This is a genomic window from Eikenella sp. NML070372 (genome assembly GCF_001648415.1).
GTDB lineage: Bacteria > Pseudomonadota > Gammaproteobacteria > Burkholderiales > Neisseriaceae > Eikenella > Eikenella exigua.
The window spans coordinates 95,799-118,101 of sequence record NZ_LXSN01000004.1 but is presented as its reverse complement, the minus strand read 5'-3'; the positions used below and the strand labels follow the sequence as shown (position 1 = coordinate 118,101).

Annotated in this window: 24 protein-coding genes and 1 other RNA gene; 13 read left to right on the top strand and 12 right to left on the bottom strand. The window is 55.9% G+C overall.

Annotation, left to right across the window (positions count from 1 at the left end):
* The first annotated feature begins 208 nt into the window (after positions 1 to 208).
* The 4 genes from A7P97_RS02355 (at position 209) to A7P97_RS02340 (ending at position 4,692) form a co-directional block, all read left to right on the top strand.
* Entirely contained in the window at positions 209 to 1,726 is a 1,518-nt protein-coding gene (locus A7P97_RS02355) for an ABC transporter permease/substrate-binding protein (RefSeq protein WP_067530229.1), read from the top strand.
* Between the two features lie 106 nt (positions 1,727 to 1,832).
* On the top strand, positions 1,833 to 2,723 hold the full coding sequence (locus A7P97_RS02350) for an SDR family oxidoreductase (protein WP_067530228.1): 891 nt from the start codon (positions 1,833 to 1,835) through the stop codon (positions 2,721 to 2,723).
* 160 nt (positions 2,724 to 2,883) lie between these two features.
* Positions 2,884 to 3,858, top strand: coding sequence for a serine hydrolase (locus A7P97_RS02345; RefSeq protein ID WP_067530227.1), 975 nt, complete (start codon positions 2,884 to 2,886; stop codon positions 3,856 to 3,858).
* A 3-nt stretch (positions 3,859 to 3,861) separates the two neighbouring features.
* A complete protein-coding gene (locus A7P97_RS02340) occupies positions 3,862 to 4,692 on the top strand; it encodes an ABC transporter ATP-binding protein (RefSeq protein ID WP_067530226.1) in 831 nt (276 codons plus the stop codon).
* An 88-nt stretch (positions 4,693 to 4,780) separates the two neighbouring features.
* Here the strand turns inward: A7P97_RS02340 and A7P97_RS02335 are convergent, their stop codons facing one another.
* Positions 4,781 to 5,902 (bottom strand): NADH-dependent flavin oxidoreductase, encoded by a 1,122-nt coding sequence (locus tag A7P97_RS02335; protein WP_067530225.1) that lies wholly within the window; start codon positions 5,900 to 5,902, stop codon positions 4,781 to 4,783.
* Positions 5,903 to 6,291: 389 nt separating this feature from the next.
* On the opposite strand from A7P97_RS02335, the gene A7P97_RS02330 reads away from it, so the two are divergent.
* The 4 genes from A7P97_RS02330 (at position 6,292) to A7P97_RS02315 (ending at position 9,851) form a co-directional block, all read left to right on the top strand.
* Positions 6,292 to 7,098: a class I SAM-dependent methyltransferase gene (locus A7P97_RS02330; RefSeq protein ID WP_067530224.1), complete on the top strand. Its 807-nt coding sequence runs from the start codon at positions 6,292 to 6,294 to the stop codon at positions 7,096 to 7,098.
* 192 nt (positions 7,099 to 7,290) lie between these two features.
* Positions 7,291 to 7,833: a 5'-3'-deoxyribonucleotidase gene (locus A7P97_RS02325; RefSeq protein WP_067530223.1), complete on the top strand. Its 543-nt coding sequence runs from the start codon at positions 7,291 to 7,293 to the stop codon at positions 7,831 to 7,833.
* Between the two features lie 408 nt (positions 7,834 to 8,241).
* Positions 8,242 to 9,627: a Na+/H+ antiporter family protein gene (locus A7P97_RS02320; RefSeq protein ID WP_067530222.1), complete on the top strand. Its 1,386-nt coding sequence runs from the start codon at positions 8,242 to 8,244 to the stop codon at positions 9,625 to 9,627.
* Positions 9,627 to 9,851 carry a SlyX family protein gene (locus tag A7P97_RS02315; protein ID WP_067447543.1) on the top strand — a complete coding sequence of 75 codons (225 nt, stop codon included), beginning with the start codon at positions 9,627 to 9,629 and terminating at the stop codon, positions 9,849 to 9,851. The genes A7P97_RS02320 and A7P97_RS02315 overlap by 1 nt, the downstream gene beginning before the upstream one ends.
* Before the next feature lie 274 nt (positions 9,852 to 10,125).
* Here A7P97_RS02315 and A7P97_RS09975 read toward each other — a convergent pair whose 3' ends face one another.
* The 6 genes from A7P97_RS09975 to A7P97_RS02290 form a co-directional block, all read right to left on the bottom strand.
* The gene (locus A7P97_RS09975; protein ID WP_156497466.1) at positions 10,126 to 10,287 is read right to left on the bottom strand and encodes a hypothetical protein; all 162 of its coding nucleotides are present in this window, start codon (positions 10,285 to 10,287) and stop codon (positions 10,126 to 10,128) included.
* A gap of 292 nt (positions 10,288 to 10,579) precedes the next feature.
* Positions 10,580 to 10,942, bottom strand: a transfer-messenger RNA (tmRNA) gene (ssrA, locus tag A7P97_RS02310).
* Between the two features lie 228 nt (positions 10,943 to 11,170).
* Complete coding sequence (gene rplT, locus A7P97_RS02305) at positions 11,171 to 11,527, bottom strand: 50S ribosomal protein L20 (RefSeq protein WP_023888029.1); 357 nt, start codon at positions 11,525 to 11,527, stop codon at positions 11,171 to 11,173.
* Between the two features lie 13 nt (positions 11,528 to 11,540).
* Entirely contained in the window at positions 11,541 to 11,738 is a 198-nt protein-coding gene (gene rpmI, locus A7P97_RS02300) for a 50S ribosomal protein L35 (protein WP_067530221.1), read from the bottom strand.
* A gap of 150 nt (positions 11,739 to 11,888) precedes the next feature.
* Entirely contained in the window at positions 11,889 to 12,410 is a 522-nt protein-coding gene (gene infC / locus A7P97_RS02295) for a translation initiation factor IF-3 (RefSeq protein ID WP_082880675.1), read from the bottom strand.
* A gap of 295 nt (positions 12,411 to 12,705) precedes the next feature.
* The gene (locus tag A7P97_RS02290) at positions 12,706 to 13,218 is read right to left on the bottom strand and encodes an O-acetyl-ADP-ribose deacetylase (protein ID WP_067530220.1); all 513 of its coding nucleotides are present in this window, start codon (positions 13,216 to 13,218) and stop codon (positions 12,706 to 12,708) included.
* Positions 13,219 to 13,520: 302 nt separating this feature from the next.
* On the opposite strand from A7P97_RS02290, the gene A7P97_RS02285 reads away from it, so the two are divergent.
* Positions 13,521 to 15,722, top strand: a complete 2,202-nt coding sequence (locus A7P97_RS02285; RefSeq protein ID WP_067530219.1) for a primosomal protein N' — start codon at positions 13,521 to 13,523, stop codon at positions 15,720 to 15,722.
* 366 nt (positions 15,723 to 16,088) lie between these two features.
* Here A7P97_RS02285 and A7P97_RS02280 read toward each other — a convergent pair whose 3' ends face one another.
* From A7P97_RS02280 to A7P97_RS10985, 4 genes are all read right to left on the bottom strand, one after another.
* Positions 16,089 to 16,460 carry a VOC family protein gene (locus A7P97_RS02280; protein ID WP_067530218.1) on the bottom strand — a complete coding sequence of 124 codons (372 nt, stop codon included), beginning with the start codon at positions 16,458 to 16,460 and terminating at the stop codon, positions 16,089 to 16,091.
* Positions 16,457 to 17,041 (bottom strand): hypothetical protein, encoded by a 585-nt coding sequence (locus A7P97_RS02275; protein WP_067530217.1) that lies wholly within the window; start codon positions 17,039 to 17,041, stop codon positions 16,457 to 16,459. Before A7P97_RS02275 ends, A7P97_RS02280 begins: the two co-directional genes overlap by 4 nt.
* Before the next feature lie 173 nt (positions 17,042 to 17,214).
* Positions 17,215 to 17,427, bottom strand: a complete 213-nt coding sequence (locus A7P97_RS10335; protein ID WP_197474158.1) for a hypothetical protein — start codon at positions 17,425 to 17,427, stop codon at positions 17,215 to 17,217.
* A 384-nt stretch (positions 17,428 to 17,811) separates the two neighbouring features.
* Positions 17,812 to 18,075 carry a molybdopterin-dependent oxidoreductase gene (locus A7P97_RS10985; protein WP_067530216.1) on the bottom strand — a complete coding sequence of 88 codons (264 nt, stop codon included), beginning with the start codon at positions 18,073 to 18,075 and terminating at the stop codon, positions 17,812 to 17,814.
* A gap of 508 nt (positions 18,076 to 18,583) precedes the next feature.
* Between A7P97_RS10985 and A7P97_RS02260 the strand changes: the two genes are divergently transcribed.
* The 4 genes from A7P97_RS02260 to ribF all read left to right on the top strand — a co-directional run bounded on the left by A7P97_RS02260 (position 18,584) and on the right by ribF (position 21,340).
* Positions 18,584 to 18,901, top strand: a complete 318-nt coding sequence (locus tag A7P97_RS02260; RefSeq protein ID WP_067447533.1) for a hypothetical protein — start codon at positions 18,584 to 18,586, stop codon at positions 18,899 to 18,901.
* A gap of 72 nt (positions 18,902 to 18,973) precedes the next feature.
* Positions 18,974 to 19,183, top strand: a complete 210-nt coding sequence (locus A7P97_RS02255; protein WP_067530215.1) for a hypothetical protein — start codon at positions 18,974 to 18,976, stop codon at positions 19,181 to 19,183.
* 232 nt (positions 19,184 to 19,415) lie between these two features.
* A complete protein-coding gene (locus tag A7P97_RS02250) occupies positions 19,416 to 20,228 on the top strand; it encodes a class I SAM-dependent methyltransferase (RefSeq protein ID WP_067530214.1) in 813 nt (270 codons plus the stop codon).
* Between the two features lie 173 nt (positions 20,229 to 20,401).
* The gene (gene ribF / locus A7P97_RS02245; protein WP_067530213.1) at positions 20,402 to 21,340 is read left to right on the top strand and encodes a bifunctional riboflavin kinase/FAD synthetase; all 939 of its coding nucleotides are present in this window, start codon (positions 20,402 to 20,404) and stop codon (positions 21,338 to 21,340) included.
* 241 nt (positions 21,341 to 21,581) lie between these two features.
* On the opposite strand, the gene A7P97_RS02240 is transcribed toward ribF, so the two are convergent.
* The gene (locus A7P97_RS02240; protein ID WP_067530212.1) at positions 21,582 to 22,187 is read right to left on the bottom strand and encodes a DUF4189 domain-containing protein; all 606 of its coding nucleotides are present in this window, start codon (positions 22,185 to 22,187) and stop codon (positions 21,582 to 21,584) included.
* Positions 22,188 to 22,303: the final 116 nt, after the last annotated feature.

The window sequence follows — 22,303 nt, the reverse complement described above, 5'->3', positions numbered from 1 at the left end:
GGGAATGTTTGCATAGCAAAGAGAAACGCATAGATAAGGCCTCCATCGACTGATAAAAGCTACCTGAAAACCTAAAAAACAGCCTGCACTTCAAATTCGCAAAGTGCAGGCTGCTTTTCCCACCTCCGCCTTCACGCCGCCATTCCTTGCCACACGCTAAAAATCCCCATACCATTCAATCCACTAATCATCAACACGGCCAAACCCCATGCCCACATCCCTCCCCTTTACCCCTGCCGAACTCTGGCAAATGCTGCTTACGCATTTATGGCTTTCCGGACTGGCTTTGCTCGCGGCAGTGGCAATTGCGGTGCCTGCCGCCGTGTTGTTTGCGCGCAGACAGCGGGCAGCGGAAGCGGTATTGCAGTTCACCAATATATTGCAAACCATCCCGTCTTTGGCACTGCTGGGTTTGCTGATTCCGTTTGTCGGTATCGGTTCGCCGCCCGTCTTGATTGCGCTCACGCTATACGCGCTGTTGCCGATTTTTCAAAATACCTATTTGGGGCTGACCCAAATCGACCAGTCGATTCAAGATGCGTACACCGCATTCGGGCTATCGCGTTGGCAGTCGCTATGGCGGATTGAGCTGCCGATGGCGCTGCCTGCCATGATTTCGGGCATCCGCACGGCGGCGGTGCTGATTGTCGGCACGGCAACGCTGGCTGCGTTAATCGGCGCAGGCGGCTTGGGCAACCTGATTCTGCTCGGCATCGACCGCAACAACATGACGATGACGTTTACCGGCGCATTGCTCTCCGCGTTACTGGCTGTCGGCGTAAGCGGCATTATCGGGCTGTTGCAGAAATCGCGACGCAAGTTGCCGCTTGTCCTTGTGCTGGCGGTGGGCTTCGGCGCACTCAGCCTGTCGCAGGTTTCGTTTACGCCTGCCACGCAAAACGTGGTGATTGCCGGCAAAATGGGTAGCGAGCCAGATATTCTGATTAATATGTATAAATTATTGATTGAACGTGAAAATCCGAATATCAAGGTTACAGTCAAACCTAATTTCGGCAAAACCACCTTCCTGTTCAACGCGCTGAACAGCGGCGAAATCGACATTTACCCCGAATTCACCGGCACAGTGTTGGAAGCCTTAGTACAAGTGCCAACTGAACAGAAGAACCGCCATCTGTCGCCCAATGAAACCTATCGACTGGGCAAACAATTATTGGCGGAACAATATCGGCTGGAATTTCTGCCGCCGATGTCTTATCAGAACACTTATGCGTTGGCAGTCAAAGAAAGTTACGGTGCATCGCACCAACTGAATGTCATCAGCGACTTAAAGCAGGCTGCACCCGATATCCGAGCCGGTTTCTCACTGGAGTTTACCGACCGGGCGGACGGCTACAAAGGCATGCAGGCGGCCGGTATCACGCTGAAACACATCGTCCGCCTCGAACCCGCCCTGCGCTACACCGCGCTGCTGAATGACAAAATCGACCTAGTGGAAGCCTTTTCTACCGATGCTGAGTTGAAACAATATCAGTTGCGCCTGCTGAAAGACGATGTTGCCCTGTTCCCCGCCTATCAGGGTGCACCGCTGATGAAAGCGGAATTTGCCGCAAAAAATCCGCAAATCGTGGCCGCGCTGAACCGATTGGCTGGCAAAATCAGCGAATCGGAAATGAGCGAGATGAACTACCGCGTGAAAGTGCAAGGCGAAAGCGCAGAAAACGTGGCTTGGGATTATTTAGAGAAAAATGGGTTGTTAGGAAAGTGAAATTGGCAGTAGGCTACCTGAAACCCAAAAAGCAGCCTGCACATGGTTGGACAAAACCCTGCCAACGGCAAAGCTATCCCTTTTGAAAACGCATAAGGAAAACAACATGAACCTCGCCATCACCGGCGCCAGTGGTCACATCGGCGGCATGGTCGCCCGCCACCTCAGCGCACGCGGTTTGCCGCTGATTTTGCCGCTGCGCAACCCCGCCAAAGCACCCGATTTGCCCGCTTGCGAAGCGCGCCCCTTTGCCTACGGCGATTTCGAGCTGGCCCGGCAGGCGTTAAGCGGGGCAGATGTGCTGTTTATGGTTTCCGCCGCCGAAAGCCCGACGCGCGAGCAGGAACACCTGACCCTGGTGCGCGCGGCAGCAGCGGCGGGCGTGCAGCATCTGGTGTATCTGTCCTTCGCCAGTGCCAGCGCCAGCAGCACCTTCACGCTGGCGCGTACCCATGCCGCAACCGAAGCCGCCATCCAGCAAACTGCCATGCGCTACACCTTCCTGCGCGACAACTTCTACAGCGAAATGATGGCGACGATTGCCAACGCCGACGGCATCATTGCCGGCCCTGCGGGCGATGGCCGCGTTGCCTGCGTCTCGCAGCAGGATGTAGCACAAGCGGCGGCCAACATCCTTGCCGCCATCGTTTCTGGCGACGACCGCCACCACAATCGCAGCTACACCCTCACCGGCAGCGAAGCGCTGACCTTCACCGATGTCGCCGTCATTCTCAGCGACGTCACCGGCAAACCGCACCGCTACCACAACCAAACCCTTCGTGAGGCCTATGCCAGCCGCGAACGCGACTACCCCGACACGCCCGCCTGGCAAATCGAAGCGTGGGTGTCTACCTACACCGCGATCGCAGGTGGCGAACTCGCCACAGTTTCAGACGACCTGCCGCAACTATTGGGCCGCGCACCACGCCGTTTTGCCGAAGTGGTTAAAAGCATATTTATCAAGGGAAATAAAAATGACGAAAGCAGAGATTCTTGAAAAAGAGATACGCTTTACGTTTCTATGGTCAATTATCACGCCAAACTCAATAGTGAATCTGTTTGGCTATTTTTAACCACGTTAGGCTGTTACAACTGATAACTTTCAAAAATATCAGCAAACACGTTTTGGCTGCGGACACATAATTAAAGAGGTTCTTATGGATAACACCATTCTCAGCAATAAGAAAATTCACCAAGCGACGGTGCTTGCCTGTCGCGGTGAACAAAAAGTTGCTGAGCTATCAAAAGGCGGGATGACCTGCGATTCATCCTTTGCCATTGCCAGCATCTCGAAGCTCTATACCCATGCGATAACCTTTGCGTTGATAGATAAACGGCTGCTCGCCCACACATCACGGCTTGTTGATTTACTGCCGGCAGATAGAGTTGGCCATTTACCCAATGCCGAAGATGTCACTGTGCGACACCTGATTGATCAGACTTCCGGTTTTGCTAACCATGAACTGGATAAATTGCCGGACGGCACCGTATTGTTTAAGGAAATATTGCACCAGGATCGCGCGGTGGACGTTGCGGAGTCGCTGCAGTTGGCAGCTGCATTACCGCCGAAGGGTCAACCGGGCAGTCGTGCTTACTATGCCGACATCAATGCGTTGTTACTGGGTGAAATCTGCCAAACCCTCACTGGCAAAACATTGCCTGCCTTATTGGCAGAAATTATTTGCCAACCGCTTGGTCTTAAAAACACGCATTACTGCACAGCTAACGAAAATAATATTACGCCCATTTATAACGGTTCTCACGCTGCCTTTTGGCTCAAATATCTATCAGCACAAATGGCGCAAGGCGGTATTGTGGCGACCAATTATGAATTGATGCAATTTTTGCAGGCATTCATGAAAGGCCAACTATTTTCCAAAAATCACCTTACAAATCCGAACTTTCGCCGCATACAATTCATACCGCTGAAATACGGCAGCGGCATGATGCAACTCAAAATTCCGCGCATATTATCGCCATTTGTTCCTGCTCCGGAAATCATCGGCCATAGTGGCAGTAGCGGCAGCTTTGCCTTTTATTGCCCGTCGAAGAATATCTTTATTACCGGCACTATTAATCAGATTCAACACCGACCCTTTGCCGTCATCTATCGTATCATCAATAAGGTTTAGTCAATGACCCCGCCGCCTGAATTAACCCTGCTGATTGAATTCAAAAACGTCAGCAAACACTACGACAATCACGCCGCCGTGAGCGAACTGAACCTCACCATCCACCAGGGCGAATTCTTCGTGTTAGTCGGCGGCTCCGGCAGCGGCAAATCCACCACTTTACGCATGATTAACGCGCTGATTGAACCGACCGACGGCAACGTTTACCTGCACGGCAAGCGGATTAAAGACTACGACATCCGCCAGCTCCGCCACCAAATTGGTTACGTATTGCAGCAAATCGCCCTGTTTCCCACCATGACCGTAGCGGAAAACATCGCGCTCATGCCCGACATTTTGGGCTGGCCCAAAACCGAACGCAAAGCGCGTGTGAACGAATTGTTGGAACTGGTGGAACTTGACCCCGCGCACTACCGCGACCGTTACCCGCACGAACTTTCCGGCGGCGAACAGCAGCGCATCGGCATTTTGCGCGCCATTGCCGCCAAACCCCAAGTGCTGCTGATGGACGAACCGTTTTCCGCGCTCGACCCGCTGGTGCGCGCCGTGCTGCAAGACCAAATCGCCATGATTCACCAAAAATTTGGCACCACTATCGTTTTCGTTACCCACGATATGCAGGAAGCGGCGAAACTTGCATGCCGTATCGGCGTGATGCACAACGGCCAACTGGTACAAATCGGTACGCCCGAAGCCATCAAAAAGCAGCCTGCAAACGATTACGTGCAATCGTTGTTTTCCGCCGCCGACACGCCCGATGCCGAACGCATCATCAACCAATTCTTACGGTTGGATAAACAGGGGCAGGAGGCGGTGAGACGGGCGTTGCTTTGATGCGGGGTTGAGGCTACCTGGAAACCTAAAAAGCAGCCTGCACTTTAATGTGCAGGCTGCTTTTTCATGTTCAGACCGTCTAAAACACTCAAATATCCACAATCTGCCGTTCCATCCCTTTCACCGGCGGCAGCCACGGCGAGTTGGTCAGGCAGCGTTGCCACAGCGCGTCGGGCAGGCGGTAGTGGTCGGCGCGGTCGGGGTCGAGGTCGGTTTGGATGTTGGTATCGCGGTTTTCGCGCAGCAAATCGGCCAAATCGGGGTTAATCAGCACGGTTTTTCCCAACGCGATGAACTCCGCCCAGCCGGTGTTAAACGCTTTGGCGATGTCGCTGCCGGTGTAAAGGTTGCCCACGCCGATTAATGGCAGTTTGCCGGCGATGCGCTCGTGCAGCAGTTCCATGCGGGCGCGGTGGGTGTCTGCGCCGCGTCGGGCGTGTTTGTAGAAGTCCCACAGCGAAACGTGCAGATATTGCAGCGGTTTTTGCACCAGCGCGTCCACGAGTGCGAAAGTTTCCGCCATGGTAATGCCGTGTTCGCCGGGCTCTTCGGGCGAGAAACGGTAGCCCAAGATGAACTCTGGTTTGGCGTGCGCTTTGACGGCGGCGGCCACCGCATCGACCACGGCCAGCGGGAAGCGCAGGCGGTTGTGCAGGCTGCCGCCCCATTCGTCGGTGCGGCGGTTGGTTTGGGCGGACACGAATTGTTGCAGCAGATAGCCGTTTGCACCATGGATTTCCACACCGTCAAATCCGGCCTGCACCGCGAGGGTGGCGGCATTGGCATAGGCGGCGATGAGCTGCTCGATTTCGGCGGTGGTCATTTCGCGCGCACCCGTGGCTTCATCGGCGGACGGGGCGACGGTGTCACCGCAGAGTTCTTTGAGAGCGGATTTGCCGCCGTGATGGATTTGCAGGATGGCTTTCGCACCTTGCGCTTGGGCGATTTTAGCAACTTCGCGCAGGCTGGGCAGGTCGTCCTCGTTTATGGCATACGGCTGGCCGTGGAAGGCTTTGCCATTTGCCTGCACCAACGTGGCGGCGGCGATAAACAGGCCGAAACCGTTGAAGCGGTTTTGCAAAAACGTGCGCTCTTGGTCGGTAATATGGCCGTTTTCATCGGAGGAAAAATGGGTCAAGGGGGCGACGGCGAGGCGGTTGGGAACAGTGGCGCCGTTGTTGAAGGTGTAGGGCTGGAAGACGGGGTTCATGTTGGATTCCTTTCGGGGTGTGAGTTTCAGGTAGCCTGAAGCGGCAGGTGTATTCGGTATACGCGCAGTTGCCGCATCAGCAACACTTTGCTAGTTGGGCGGTTTGGCTTGGTTTTCAAGCAGAAGGCTACCTGGAAACAGCACGAAGCAGCCAGTGCTCTCCCCATATAGCTAACTTCAATCTATCTGGATAAGCGGCTTTTTGGCTTTCAGGTAGCCTTTCACATCATCTCAAGCTGCTTATTCGGGTGTACAATCTCTTCTGCAAGATTCTCATTTCTATTTAGTCCAACAGGCTACCTGAAAGCAGAGCTGCAACCCAGTTTCTGTACAGCTCAAATCTCCGTTTAAGGAAACGCCTGCAGGCAGCCCAGTTCAGGAGAGATGCTATGCTGAAAATCCAAAATGCCGTTAGCGAAACCCTGCTGATTCCGCTCTACATGAAATACCTCGATGCACAACAAAGTCGGCCGATACTGAACGACCCGGCCGCCCTGCGCCTTGTGCCGCAAATCGACTACGACTTCACCCTATTCCGCGCCGCCCGCAACAGCCGTGTGGGCACAGCCCTGCGCGCCCGCTATTTCGACCAAGTGGCCGCTGATTTTATCCGCCGATACCCAGAAGGCATCGTTGCCATCCTCGGCTGCGGGCTCGACAGCCGCCGCGAGCGGCTCGGCAGTACCGCCGACCATACCCCTTTCTACCAGCTCGACCTGCCCGACGTCATCGCCCTGCGCGAAACACTGCTGCCGCCGCAAGCCAACGAAACCCTCGTCCCAGCCTCTGCATTCGACACCGGCTGGATGGAACGGCTGCGCCAAAACCACCCCACCGCCCCCGTACTCTTTATCCTTGAAGGCGTGCTGATGTATTTTGCCGAAGCCCAAGTGCGCGAACTGTTCCAACAGCTTGCCCAACGCTTCCGCGGCGAAATTGCCTTCGACGTAGCCGGCACGTTTATGGTGAAACATTCCGACCAACACGACGCCCTCAAACACGCCCGCGCCAGCTTCGATTTCGCCTGCGACGACGACCGTCAAATGGAAAGCTGGGCCGCCAACCTCCATCTCGTGTCCGCCAAACGCATGACCGATTTCCCCGAAGCCAAAGACATCGGCCTCAACTACTGGCTCATGCGCCTATTTCCCAAAATCCGCCATGCCTATCGATTGCTGCACTACCGGATTGATTAGGGCAAACAGAGCAAAGGCTACATGAAATTTCAGGTAGCCTTTTCAGCCCAACAGACAATGCCACAAATTCAGGCATCCGGGCATTGGCGTTTGAAAATTAACAGCCAAAACCTAGATTGCCCGATAAAACCTTATAATCGAGCTACCAACTTTTCAGCCAGCCTCATCCCAACACACCACAGAAAGCCCGACATGCTCATCCTGCTCGACCAAGACAACGTACTCGCCAACTTTGAAAGCGGATTCCGCCGCCATTGGCGCGGCCGCTTCGGCGAAGACGCGCCGATAGAAGGCAAAGAACATATTTTCTACATCCGCGACCGCCTGCCCGAGCACCTGCGCCTGCGCGCGACCGAACTCTACGGCGCAGTCGGTTTTTTCGAAAGCCTGCCGCCCATGCCCGACGCAGTGGAAGCTGCCCACGCCCTTTCGGCTGCCGGCCACGACGTGCGCATCTGCACCGCGCCGGTAAACCAATACTGCTACTGCGCCGGCGAGAAAATCGCCTGGGTGGAACAACACTTGGGCGCGGAATGGACACGGCGCGTGATTATCGCCAAAGACAAAACCTGGGTGCGCGGCGACATCCTCATCGACGACAAACCGACTATCGAAGGCAGCCTGCCGCCCCTGTGGCAACACCGCCTCTACGATGCGCCACACAACCGCCACCTGAACGTACCGCGCATTGTGTGGACACAGCCGGAAACCTGGGCTGATTTGCTGGATAATTGATGCCGCCAGCTTGAAGGCTACCTGAAAAATAAGTGCAACTATTTTTCAGGTAGCCTTTCTTATTCAAATAGCACGCCTCTCTGCTCCCCGGCCGATAATTATCTTTTCCGCTCATCCGCACCTAAACTCTGCTTATGCAGAAACTACTTTCCTGCTTTTCAGGTAGCCTCCACTATTCTGCTGAATCAGCGGGGAAATTTATTCACAGCCAATCAATTTGCCTGTTGCCTGCCGCTTTTTCCGTTGTTATACTCATTTCCCGATTAATGAAATAAATCTGCGGCCAATGTCCATCCGGCCACAAAGCTAAAGCGCTTATTTCTCCACATCGGGCAATAAACGGAGAAATCGGGCTTTGGCTTTTGCTTTTGGCGGATGCGGATTAGGCGCAGGAAAGGAGAAAGCAAAATGAATGCCGTAGTGTTGGCTGTGCTGGTGATGCTGATTTTGTCGGCGGCACGGGTACACGTTGTGTTGAGCCTGGTTATCGGCGCATTTGTGGGCGGCCTGGCCGCCGGGTTGCCGCTGGCGGATATTACCGACCCGGCCACCCATGAAGTCATCACCAAAGGCGTGATTACCCATTTTCAAAGCGGCTTGGCCGGCGGTGCGAAGATTGCGCTCTCCTATGCCATGCTCGGTGCATTTGCCATGGCGATTGCCCACTCCGGCCTGCCCTATCAGTTGGCCGGCATGGTGGTGCGCAAAATGGGCGGCAATGCCAGCCGCGACCAAATCCCTTCCGGCGTAAACGGCCTGAAATGGGGGCTGATTGGCGCGCTCTTGCTGATGAGCATCATGAGCCAAAACATCATCCCGATCCACATCGCCTTCATCCCGATGGTAATGCCGCCGCTTTTGCTCGTGTTCAACCGCATGCAAATCGACCGCCGCCTGCTGGCCTGTGTGATTACCTTTGGCTTGGTGACCACCTATATGTTCCTGCCCTATGGTTTTGGCGCGATTTTCTTAAACCAAATCTTGCTGGCCAACATCCAAAAAGCCGGTATGAACGTGCAGGGCATCAACGTGATGGAAGCCATGGCAATTCCCGCCGCCGGCATGCTTGTGGGGCTGCTGCTCGCCTTCATCCACTACCGCAAACCGCGCCACTACACCAATAATCAGGTGGATTTGAGCTCCGAGCAGGCCGCTGCCAATGCGCCGAAAATTTCCACCTACCGCAGCGTGGTGGCCGTGGTGGCGATTGTGGCTTCCTTTGTAGTGCAGCTGGTGTATAGCGACGCGCTGCTCTTAGGCGCAATGGTCGGCTTCGGCGTATTCATGGCCACCGGCGTGGTGCGCCGCCGCGAAGTGGATGTCGTATTCGACAGCGGTCTGCGCATGATGGCGATGATCGGCTTCATCATGATTGCCGCCCAGGGCTTTGCCGAAGTGATGCAGGCCACCGGCCAGATCGAACCCTTGGTCGACACCAGCACCAACCTGTTTGCCGGCAACAAAAGCATGGCTGCCCTGGTTATGCTTGCCGTTGGCTTGTTGGTAACCATGGGCATCGGCAGCTCCTTCTCCACCCTGCCCATCATTGCCGCCATTTACGTTCCCCTGTGCGCCAGCATGGGCTTCTCACCGATGGCCACCGTGGCCATCATCGGCACTGCCGGCGCATTGGGCGACGCCGGATCGCCTGCTTCCGATTCCACCCTCGGCCCCACTGCCGGCCTAAACGTAGACGGCCAGCACGACCACATCTACGATTCGGTTATCCCCACCTTCCTCCACTACAACCTGCCGCTGATGGCCGCAGGCTGGGTGGCCGCCATGGTGCTGTGATGACGCATAACGACACCGAAGCGCGGCTGGCCGAGCTGGAAATTCAGGTAGCCCTGCAAAACGACCTGCTCGACAGCCTGAACGACACCGTCGCCCGCTTGCAGCAAGCTTTAGATTTGCAACAAGCCCAGCTGCGGTTGCTCTACGGCCGTTTGCAAGAGAAAGACGGTAGCGGCACCAACCAAACCTTTAATCCCGCTGCCGAAATCCCGCCGCATTACTAAAGACCAAGCGTGTATCAACCAAGAGGCTACCTGAAAACGTTTCATGTTTTTCAGGTAGCCTCTTGTCAGCTTGCCTATTCTTTTTTTATCATTCCGCCTTTCATTTCCACCATGAAGAAAGCACATTATACCCACCCGAATCTCTATCAGCCGCGCCACCCTCCTGGCCGGCCTCGTTTGCCTCACTGTCGGCTGCGCCAGCCTAGACGAACGTATAAAACGCTTTGTTAGCAAACCCATCGATGCTGTCATCCGCTCCTACCGCACAGAACCTTCAATAGGCAAAACCAAAGTGGGCGAAAACCGCTACTCCCACTACTCCTACAGCGGCTGAGAATACCAAGGCAGTAGCCAAAATAGTTCCATCACCATCAACTGCTACACCAATATCTGCCACGGCCAAAACAACGACCGCACCTTCTACACCGATGCCCAAGGCATCATCGTGGATTACCACTGGCCATGCGGCGAAGCATGGCGCGTAAGTTGCCGCAATCTTGCAATCAGCCGGTATCTTTAGAAAGGCTCAGTAATTAAAGCACTCCGCTTGATGCTGCATCTGTTCTCCTTGTATAAAAATTCCGCAACAACAATAATTTTTTAATCAAACGAATAAAGGCCACCTGAAACCTTCGGGTAGCCTTAATTAAACCCGCCAAAAACACTTCAATCACACAAAAAAAGTAGCAGCCCAAAGGCTGCCCAAACAAGTTTTACGAAAGGAAATTTGGTGGAGGCGGGGGGAATCGAACCCCCGTCCGAAAGTCCTCTACAAAGCGTTCTACATACTTAGTCTTGCCAACTTAAAACCTCGCCCCCATTCCGCCGACAGACAGGCTGTTTGGGAGCCAGTTACCTTAAATCTCATTTCCCGCCAAGTAACCCGACGGGAAACCAGTCAATGTAGAATGACGTTGCGGTAGCTTACGCTACACAGCCCATTGACCAACTGCTGCAACGGCAGGCCTTAGGCGGCCAATGCGAAAGTTTCGTCGTTTGCGACTATTTAAATTCAGTGTTTTACGGGAAATCTGAGACCCCGGTATGCCCGCATCTGCTTCGCAACCCCCGTCGAAACCAAGGTCGCCCCCAGATAAAGGAAAGTGGATTATACGCTGTCGGTCGGCTTTGGACAATTCGTTTTGCTGGCCCGCTGCCCAAAGGCTACCTGAAAACGGTTTCTTCAGCGAGGTGGATCGGCGGTTTGGTGCAGCCAAGGCCAAGTTTCTGTGAAACTAAAGCCTAAGCGCCCTCTCACACCCAATTCCAGCACAATAAAAAATCGGCCGGAAGATTCCGGCCGATTTCCCAATCAGGCATTAAGCCAAAGCGGCTTTGGCTTTTTCAACCAGCTGCGCGAAAGCAGCTTTGTCGAATACGGCCAAGTCGGCCAATACTTTGCGGTCCAGCTCGATAGCGGCGCGTTTCAGGCCGTTCATGAACTTGCTGTAAGACAGGCCGTGCTGGCGGGCACCAGCGTTGATACGGGCAATCCACAGTTGGCGGAACTGGCGTTTGCGCTGACGGCGGTCGCGGTAGGCATATTGGCCTGCCTTCATCACCGCCTGTTTGGCAACGCGATAGACGTTTTTACGACGGCCGCGATAGCCTTTGGCCAGAACTAATACTTTTTTATGACGGGCACGTGCGGTTACACCGCGTTTTACGCGTGGCATATTTCAGACTCCTTTAAGCGTAGGGCAACATTTTGTGAACAGAAGCCACATCGCGCTCGTTCACCATAGCGGTGCCGCGCAGCTGGCGCTTGTTCTTAGTGGTTTTTTTGGTGAGAATGTGGCGTCTGAACGCGTGAGCGCGTTTGATGCCGCCGTTGCCCAGCACTTTGAAGCGTTTCTTCGCACTGGATTTGGTTTTCATTTTAGGCATGGGAAAACTCCATTGGTTTATCGGATTAGGCATCGGGAGGCTGCCTGCAACAGGCAGCGCTTAATACCCGAAACCACGGTTTTATGCCGCACACACAACATTGAAGCCGTTTCCCGCGCGCGGCGGAGCGGAAAACGGTGAATTATACGGTTACTTCTTCTTGGGTGCAACCATCATCACCATCTGGCGGCCTTCCATTTTCGGAAACTGCTCCACAGCGGCCACTTCGGCCAAATCGGCCTTCACACGCTCCAGAAGCTGTGCGCCCAAGTGCTGATGCGCCATTTCGCGGCCGCGGAAACGCAGGGTGATTTTCACTTTGTCGCCATCAGCCAAGAAGCGGGTAACGTTGCGCATTTTGATTTGATAATCGCCTTCGTCGGTGCCGGGGCGGAATTTGATTTCCTTAATCTGCACCTGCTTCTGCTTTTTCTTGGCTTCGTCGCGTTTTTTCGACTGCTCGTATTTATATTTGCCATAGTCCATCAGCTTGCAGACAGGCGGTTTGGCGGTGGGGGAAATCTCCACCAAATCCACGTCCTGCTCTTCGGCCATGGCCAAGGCTTCTTTCACGGTTACGATGCCGAGCTGCTCGCCCGTGCCGCTGATTAAACGCACTTCTTTGGCGTGGATTTCGCCGTTGATCCGTGCTTCGCGTTCTTGTGCGATGATGAATCTCCTATTAAGGTTAGTCTGGTGGTGCGCTTTGGCGCGCCTGTTGTTCAGGTAGCCTTATGGGAAACACTGTTCAACCCAGCCACCAAAACACTGTATTTTATCAAAAACCGCTGCGCTTGGCGCAACGCGCCCGCGATTATAGCAAGTTTCACCATAAATACACCAAAAACCTGCATTTAGCCGCCCAAAACGACACTTCCCACCAACAATCCAAGCAATCTGCACGAGCGATGCACCCGATTTTGCCTGATTACTGCCAAACATGCGCTGCGTATCCGTCCGAATTTTTTCAGGTAGCCTCCAGCAATCGCCGGTACAGTGCCGCATCTTGCTGCGAAAAACAGCAAAACACCACGCGCTCTATCTGCGGGCATTGCGGCAGCGTTTCGCGCACCGTCCGCACCGCAATTTTCGCTGCTTCGCGTGCGGGGTAGCCATACACGCCGGTGCTGATACAGGGGAAAGCAATGCTTTGCGCACCCTGTTCGGCAGCCAGGCGTAGAGAATTGGCATAGGCTGCGGCCAACAGCTCCGCTTCGTCATGCTGCCCGCCGCGCCACACCGGGCCGACCGTATGCACCACCCAGCGTGCCGGCAGCTGGTAGCCCTGCGTAATTTTGGCCTCACCGGTGCGGCAGCCGCCCAGCTGACGGCACTCAGCCAACAACTCCGGCCCGGCGGCGCGGTGTATCGCACCGTCCACCCCGCCGCCGCCCAACAGCGAGGAATTGGCAGCATTAACTATCGCATCCACCGCCAGCGTGGTGATGTCGGCTTGGCATACCTCCAAAGTGGCATCCATATTGTTCCCCTTAAGTTTTAAATGAGGCTACCTGAAACTTACTTCGGCCTTGCCGCAGACTATCCTCACTGCGTTGCAGCCAAGGTTTTCAGGCAGTCTGATTTTACATTGGCACGATACGCCCAGTTTACCGCCCGCCCTGATTAGAGGCTACCTGAAATCTGTGTTGCCGTTTTAACTGCAGCAAGGCCAACGCCTTAGCTACGCCAAAACGTCGGTTCACCTCGTTGAAGCTGCGCTTTCAGGTAGCCTTTACCATTTCAGGTACAATACCCGCGTTTCTTTATTCCTACCCAACCACCGTGCCCTACTGCCAAGTTGCCCTCAATGTTCCGCTCGACACGCTGCTTACCTACCGTGCCGACCACATTCCTGCGCCCGGAGTGCGCGTGGCCGTGCCGTTTCGCGGCAAAACTGTAGCCGGCATCGTGTGGGGCGCGTGCGAAGAGCCGGAAATCAGCCCGGCTAAAATCCGCCCGCTCGCGCAAGTGTTTGAGCACGAACCGCCGCTGCCCGCCGCCTGGCGCGAACTGATTGAATTTACTGCCCGTTATTATCACTACCCCATCGGCCAAACCGCCTTCACCGCCCTGCCCGCCGGCCTGCGCGAAGCCAAGCCCTGCCCGCTGCCGCAGCCGGAAACCTATTTTTCGCTCACCGATTTGGGGCGGCAGCAGCTATCCCCGCCGCCGCACCACCGCCGCAAGGCCGCGCTGTGGCAGGCGCTGCTGGCCGGCGCAGTGAGCCAAAGCACCGCCCGCACCATCGCGCCGCAGGCCGCCGCCCAGCTGGCAAGCTGGCAGGCGCAAAGCTGGCTGGCAGCCGAAACCGGCGCTTTGCCCGCCCGCCTGCCGATTCCGCCCTCGCCCGTGCCGCTCAACCCCGAGCAGCAGGCCGCTGCCGATGCGGTGGCGCAGGCGCAGGGTTTTGCCCCCTTCCTGCTGCACGGCATTACCGGCAGCGGCAAAACCGAAACCTATTTCGAAGCCATGGCCGCCGCGCTCTCGGCGGGCAAACAGGTGTTGTTCCTACTGCCCGAAATCAGCCTCACGCCGCAGCTCATCGCCCGTTTGCAACAGCGCTTTGCCGATGTGCCGACTGCCGTGCTACACAGCCAAACCGCCGCCGGCGAGCGCACCCAAGGCTACCTGAAAGCCATGTGCGGCCAGGTGCGGCTGGTGGTGGGCACACGGCTGGCGGTGTTCACGCCGCTGCCGGATTTAGGGCTGATCGTGGTGGACGAAGAACACGATTCCTCGTTCAAACAAGACAGCGAGCTGCGCTACCACGCCCGCGATTTGGCCGTGTGGCGCGCACAGCAGGCCGGCTGCCCGATTGTGCTCGGCAGCGCCACGCCCTCGCTGGAAAGTTGGCACAAGGCGCAAAGCGGCGGCTACCGCCTGCTCAGCCTGCTGCAACGCGCCCGCGCGGCTGCCCGCCTGCCCGAAATCCGCCTGATCGACATCCGCCGCGAGCCATTGGACCAAGGCTTCAGCCCGGCCGCTTTCAAGCTGTTGCAGCAAAATCACGCTGCCGGCGGCATGAGCATGGTATACCTCAACCGACGCGGCTTCGCCCCCGCCCTCTTCTGCGGCGACTGCGGCCACACCTTCGGCTGCCCGCACTGCTCCGCCAAGCTGGTGCTGCACCAACGAGCGCGCCAGCTGCGCTGCCACCATTGCGGGCTGGCGGTGCCGATTCCGAAAAAATGCCCTGACTGCGGCAACCAAGACCTCACCGCGGTGGGCATTGGCACGCAGCGGGTGGAAGAAGCCCTGCGCGCGCAACTGCCCGAGGCCAAAATCGAGCGCGTGGACCGCGACAGCGTCGCCTGCAAAGGCGACTGGCAACGGCTCTACCAACGCATCGCCGAAAACGGCGTGGATATTTTGGTGGGCACGCAGATGCTGGCTAAAGGCCACGATTTCGCCCGCCTGAATTTGGTGTTGGTGCTCAATGCCGACGGCAGCCTCTACAGCGCCGACTTCCGCGCCCCCGAGCGGCTGTTTGCCGAACTGATGCAGGTGGCCGGCCGTGCCGGGCGTGCCGATCTGCCCGGCCGAGTATTCATCCAAACCCGCCTGCCGGAGCATCGCGTGTATCAAACGCTGCTGCGGCAAAACTATGCCGACTTCGCCGCCGGCGAACTGGCCGAGCGCGAAAGTTTCGATATGCCGCCCTTCGCCCACACCGCCGCCGTCCGCGCCGATGCCGCCAATATGGCCGATGCGTTGGAGTTATTGCGCCTGGCCGCCGAATGGGTGGCGCAACAAAGGCTACCTGAAAGCGTGGAAACCGAAGCCGCGGAAGTGCTCTGCCTCGGCCCCGTGCCCATGCTGCTGGCCAAACTCGCCGGTCGCGAACGCGCCCAAGTGTTTCTGGAAAGCCCCTGCCGCAAAGCGCTGCACCGGCAAGTTTCCCTCTGGCAGCAAGCCCTCGCCGTGCTGGCACGGCAATTTGCCGCGGCCAGATGGTCAGTGGATATCGATCCCTTGGAGACGTAAAGTTTCAGGTAGCCTCTACGCCTCCACCATCTTCCCGATATCGCCAAAAGCTACCTGAAAACCTAAGCCGCTATTTCTCTTTCTCTGCAAAACTGCATAATGCCCGCTTTTCACTTCACAATACAAAAAGGAAAACCGATAAAAACCCTAATTACCGCCACCCAAGCCTGTGCCCGCCAAGCAGGCTGCCAATCATCGAGCATAAAACAAGGCTACCTGAAACAGATTTGCTGTTTCAGGTAGCCTTGTTTCCTAACAACAAACGGTAACAAAATGCAATCCGTCGCACGAATAATCGTATCCACACAACCGTATCGAACGGCGGTGATGTTTGTCGGGACTATATTTCGTAATTTACGGTCATATTCAGGTATTGGGGGTGGGGGTGGGTTCGAAAAATTCCAGCCAATGTCCGTCGGGGTCTTCGAAGGTCAGCAGTTTGCCATAAGGCTCTTTCCTGATGCTTCCAATCTGCTTGACTCCGAGAGAAATCAAATGTTCCTGCATTTCTTCGATGCGAGCTACTTCAAACATAATTCGTGTTTTTCGGGGTTGCACCTTACCTTTTTCTTCCAGTCGTTGCAGAAGGGCAAACGATGTTTCGCCCAAATCGAATTCCACCCAAGCACCGTCTTTCTCAACGAATTTGACGGTAAAGCCTATATCCTGATAAAAACGAACGGATTGTGCCATATCGCTCACATAAACCCAGCAGGCATATATTTTACGTATTTTCATCTGTTGTTTCTAGGTTTTAGGTATTGGGGATTAGGTTGTTTTGCCTGATACCCGACACCTGATGAACATTTCTTTCGTATGGCCGTTACGATTGCTACAACCGTCCAATGACCATCGGAGTCTAAATATTCCTTTCGCCATCTGAACGTATCGGCGGTTATTTCCGAAAAGACGTACCGCATTCTACCTTCGCCGTTTTCGGTCAGCACCACTTCATCGCCTGCTTTCACCGCCGTTAGACGAAAGGCGCTGCCCGTACATCCGTAGAATATATCCCACGCCATCGTCTGAGGATTATAAATCCGCAGGGTAGTGCCGTATTCAGCGTCAGCTTGCGGGTTGTCCAGCCTCTCCGTACGCGAGGGTACGATAAACAAATCCTGAATGGCTGTCCCCTCTAAGACCCGCGAGAATATCCATTCGCCTTTCACGCACCGAGGTGCAGTATCATCCAAATCATCCAAACGGTCGTTCCATTCGATAGCCCATTCGCCTATCAGCCCTCCGAAATAATCATATGCTTCGGGTATTTTCTCGTTTTTCTCATTGCTGCAAAGAGCTTCTGCAAATGATTGCATCATATTACTAATAATTTCAATTGGTTTAATATCTAATGCCTGACATTCTTTTATTTAACGCACCTTGTTGCTACATACGACGCTACATTATGTTCGTGCAGGTTGTCAAAACCATTCGTATCGTCATAAAGGTTCGTCAGTGCGAAACCTGCCTCCAACTGACCGTTAATCTGCTCCTATATGGTATGCGAGAACTGCACGCCGCCGTTGCTGTCCTGCATCTGACGCAGGTGCTCCTCGTTCTTCAGCGGGTTGAACGGTAGCGTATTGGTCAGCACCCTTTCCTCCAAGTCGAAGATGTAGTTGATACCTATGTTCAAGATATCCTGCGGATTTACGCCAACAATGCGGGCGAAGAGGATGTTGTCTTCCAATTTGCTGTTGTTCATCTTTAATCTAGCGAGAGGCAGATGAAAGTGAATTGCTCGTAAACCGTGCCGTAATCGTGTTCCACCACAGTCATAGCCGGCACACTGGCATGGTTTCACCCAGAATCGGCTCGCACTCGCCAAGTTTCCAGTCTTTCGGCTCAAAGGGCCGGCCGAGCTCCTGCAGGCTGTCGTACATCAGCGGGGAGGGGAGTTACGATGTCTTTGTGTATGCCGAGGTAGTCTTGGGCCGGCTCGCTGAGTTTTTTGGCCAAGTCTTTGTGGATTTCTCAGTCAGGCCTGCTCTGCCACAGGGACTGCACCGCTTCGGTAAGCGGGCAGATGTGGAGGTGCATATCAGACCTGTTCAAATCGTCTTTTTCATACCAGGTAGCGATGAGGAAATCACGTCGGCATACGTAAAGCGGTGGCATCCATGCGGAAATCGAGCAGGGCAAACAAATCCAGCTTGTCTCCTACGCCGTCACGCTGTTTCTCTTCGGTGGGTTTCAAGCAATCTTCTTCGACGCTCATCAGGCCGTTTTGCGTATCGGGCAGGTATTTCAGGAAATAATCGTGCCCTTTACCGGAAGAAACCAAAATGTTGGAGCACAAAATAAACATATTGTACGGCCAGTTTTTCGGATTTTCCGGATCGTTACAAGACATTTCCAGCGTGCCCCCTTCAACCCTTTCGCCACATAATCCACCGGTGCCATGCCGGCTTTTTCGGCCGCATCGGTTACATCCAGCAGATTGATTTCCAACTGCGGCGCGTTCGAAACCCAACCCATGCAAGCAACTTTGGCACAGTAATCAATTATGGTCAGGCGGCGCATTTCGTCGCCGACATCGGCAGTGGGCAGCTCCCCGGCAGACACGGTTTCGTGGCAGTATTGGCCAGTGTAACCGTAGCAGAGTGCTGTACCATCACTCCTCGACCCCGCCCTGTATGTCTCCTAAACTGAAAGGGCAGTTTACGGGTAACGGCAAAGCGAGCCAACTCAGTAGGAGGTGAAGTGCTTTAGCTGTATATCACTTCGCTGAGACCCCACTTTCAGGTAGCCTTTTGCTGTTCAAACGCCCTTTATGAGGCGCTTCGGCTATAGACAATTCCGCCGCCAAACGGCACAATATGGTTTCGTTCCCAATTCATCGTGTTAGAAAGGAAAGCCTAATGAAAAAATACCTATTTGCCACCGCCGTATTAGCCGCTGTTGCTGCTCCTGCCGCCCAAGCCAAAACCCTGCAGCAAATGCGCAATGAATTCGTGAGCGCTTGCACCCAATCTGCCACCTCTCAGGGCAGCACCCTGAACCAGCAAATGGCTCGCACCCTTTGTTCCTGCACCTTCGACGAAACCGGCAAACAATATGGCACTCGCTGGAAAGCCGCGCTGGATGCCTACGACCGCACCGGCAACGACCCCCAGTTTGAAAGCCGCATGAAACGCAACACCCAGGCCTGCGTAGACCGCCACCTCAGACGCCGCTAAACGGTGCACAGGCAGCCCGCCATTCTGTAGGCTGCCTGATTTTTATCTTTAATTCATCCACATCAAAACATTATGTTCAGAAAACTCATCCCCACCCTATTCCTGCTCGCCCTCATCCCCGGCGCCGCCGCCTATAACCCCTCATACAGCATGCGTGATTTGTTTATCAGCCGCTGCACCGGCGAAATCGCAGCCGCCGGCATTTCCCGCCAATCAGCCGCCGATATCTGCGCCTGCACTTTCAATCAAATCAGCAGCCGGTATGGCAGCAACTGGCCGTAAACCCTCACCAGCCAAGACATCAGCAATAAGTCCGAACTCACCAGCTTCATCGACACCGCCACCCGGCAATGCGTCACTCGCCATATGCCCCGCTAAATGCGGAATGATTCAAAACCCACTTTATCAGTTAGCCTTCACCAGCCAATACGCGAAGCCTCCTACATCTGTGCATACGTCGCCGCCACGCCTATTAAATTTCTTTCCACAGTCCATCCGATTTTCAGGTAGCCCTATGCCCCACCGCCGCACCCTGCCCATCGACTTCGCCGCTGCCTACCGCGAGCGCATGATCGAACTCGGTTTCAGCGAAAAGCCCGCCGCCGAATGGGACGACAAAGCCCCCAGTTTCAGCGCCAAAGTCCTCCAGCCCAGCCCCTACGCCGATGCCTTTATCGCCCAAATGCACCTCCGCCCCGGCGACACCCTGCTCGACGTCGGCTGCGGCCCCGGCACCCTCGCCCTGCGCCTCGCCCCCAAAGTACATCGCCTCTACGGCCTCGACTACAGCAGCGGCATGCTCCGTTGTTTGGAAAGCAACGCCCAAGCCGCCGGCCTCGCCAACATCACCCCCATCCACCTGAGCAAAGAAGACAGTTGGTACAACGTGCCCGTGTGCGACCTCGTCGTTTCCTCCCGCAGCGGGCTCGACCGCGACCTCGCCGCCCTCTTCGCCAAACTCAGCGCCCACGCCCGCCGCAGCGTGTATTTCACCATCCTGGCCGACGGCCATTTCAACCCGCCCCAAATCAGCCGCCTGCTCGGCCAAGAGCGTAGTCCCTACCCCGGCTACATTTACGCCCTCAACATCCTCTACCAAATGGGCTACGACCCCACCCTCAGCTACATCACCACCCCCGGCCGCCTCGCCGACTGCACCCAACTGCCCGACTTCCTGCAGCGCATGGCCGCCGCCTACGGCGCGCTCACCCCCGAACACACCCAACTCCTCACCCAATTCTTCCACCGCCACCATAGCCAATTTGCTGAAGCCCCCTTCGCCATGAAATGGGCACTCCTAAGCTGGAATACCGAAACCGCCGCATAACATGCGGAAACAGAAAGGCTACCTGAAAACCTCCGCTGCAACGCCGTAGCAACGAATACACAAGTTACGGCGAAGCCAAAAGTTTCAGGTAGCCTTATCTCCCCTCATACCACACCAGATGCTTGAATCCGCCCTTCCCGCTACAATAGCCCCTTTTTCCCTCCCCGCCCGCCATGAACATCCGCTTCGGCAACACCATATTCCGCCCGCACCCGCACGGCAGCGCCGTTACCATCGGCAATTTCGACGGCGTCCACCTCGGCCACCGCCACATCCTCGAACGCCTGCGCCACGAAGCCGACGAGCGCGGCCTCGCCGCCGTGGCCATCGTATTCGAGCCCCAGCCGCAAGAATTTTTCAGCCAGCAACGCGGCGCAGAAAAACCCTTCCGCCTCAGCCCCCTGCGCGAAAAACTGCGCCTGCTGCGCGACACCGGCTGCCTCGATGCCGTATGGGTGCTGCGTTTCAACGCCGGCCTCGCCGCCGTATCCGCCGCCGACTTCATCCGACACCTGCTCATCGAACAGCTGCACACCCGCCACCTGCTCATCGGCGACGACTTCCGCTTCGGCGCCGGCCGCCAAGGCGACTTCAGCCTCCTCAGCCGCTGCCCCGAATTCACCACCGAGCGCACCCCTTCCGTGATGGTGCAAGACGTGCGCGCCAGCAGCACCCTCGTCCGCCAAGCCCTCAGCGAAGGCCGCCTCGGCTACGCCGCAAGCCTGCTCGGCCACCCCTATTCCCTCAGTGGCCGCGTGAAACACGGCGCCAAGCTCGGCCGCACCATCGGCTGCCCCACCGCCAACCTCCACCTCCCCCCGCACCACTACCCCCTCTGCGGCGTATCCGTCATCGCCGCCCACGGCGCATTCGGCACACGCTACGGCGTGGCCAGCTTCGGCCAAAACCCCACCGTATCCAGCCTGCCCACGCAAAAACTGGAAGCCCACCTTTTCGACTTTGCCGGCAATCTCTACGGCCAACGCCTGCGCATCGACTTCCTGCACAAACTGCGCGACGAAGCCAAATTCCCCGGCCTTCCCGAGCTGCAGGCGCAAATCGCCGCCGACATCGCCCACGCCCGCGACTGGCTGGCGCAACACCAGCGATAGGCACATCATCAGCCGTACTGCCGAATCCGACTAGCACACAAAAGGCTACCTGAAAGCGCAGCTTCAACGAAGTGAAAAACTGCGTGCGTGCGTTCCGCAGCACCCCCACCCATACATGCTGCACTGGCTTTGGCAGGTGGTTTCGGAAGGCGGGCATTGTGCAGCATTGGCGGAGCAGCAAGATGAAAAGGCTACCTGAAAGTTTCAGGTAGCCTTTTGGTTTGAATAGCTTCTACAGCTTCTAACGTTGGTTGTAGTTGCTGTAGTCGTAGCCGGTACAGAAGGCGGTGCCGTGCTTGGTTTCGGCGGATGAATACAGGCAGTTGCCTTTACCGTGGCGGGCTTCGCAGGCACGAATGGATTTTTCTGCCGCCCTGTTGTGGTCTCGGTCATAACCGAAGAAGAAATCGCCCGCAGAGCTGCGTCGGATGCCGGAAGGGAAAGTCATGACAGCGCAAGTGTTACTAAAAGTGGTCAGTACTTGGCATTTATCGGTTTGGCAATGCTTCATAGCCTCGTCAATAGCACGCTGCCTATTGTAATGTCCACCTGCCCACGAGATACCATCTACACCGAAATCATTGATGATGGCCATCCAAAACGGCGTACGGCGCAGTTCCGCGATTTCGGCTTGTACCTCCGCCTCGCGCTGCTCCCAGGCGCGTATTTCAGCGGCGGTGGGGCCGTGGTAGGTTGGCTGTTGTTGTGCTTCGCGGTTCTGCTGGATTTGCTTGTTCAGCCCGTCTGCCAGCCACGGATCGAAACCATCCGCCCAAGCCAAGCCCGCGCCGCCCAACAGCAGCGCCGCCAACGCGCCCGCTGCCGTGTTCATCATGGTTTGCTTCATCTTGCCGCTCCTGTCTGGAAAGGGGAAAAAGGGTATTGCCGCTGATCGGATTGTAACAAAAAACAAGATATTGTAAACATCTATCCCGCTGCTTGAAGGCTACCTGAAATTTCAGG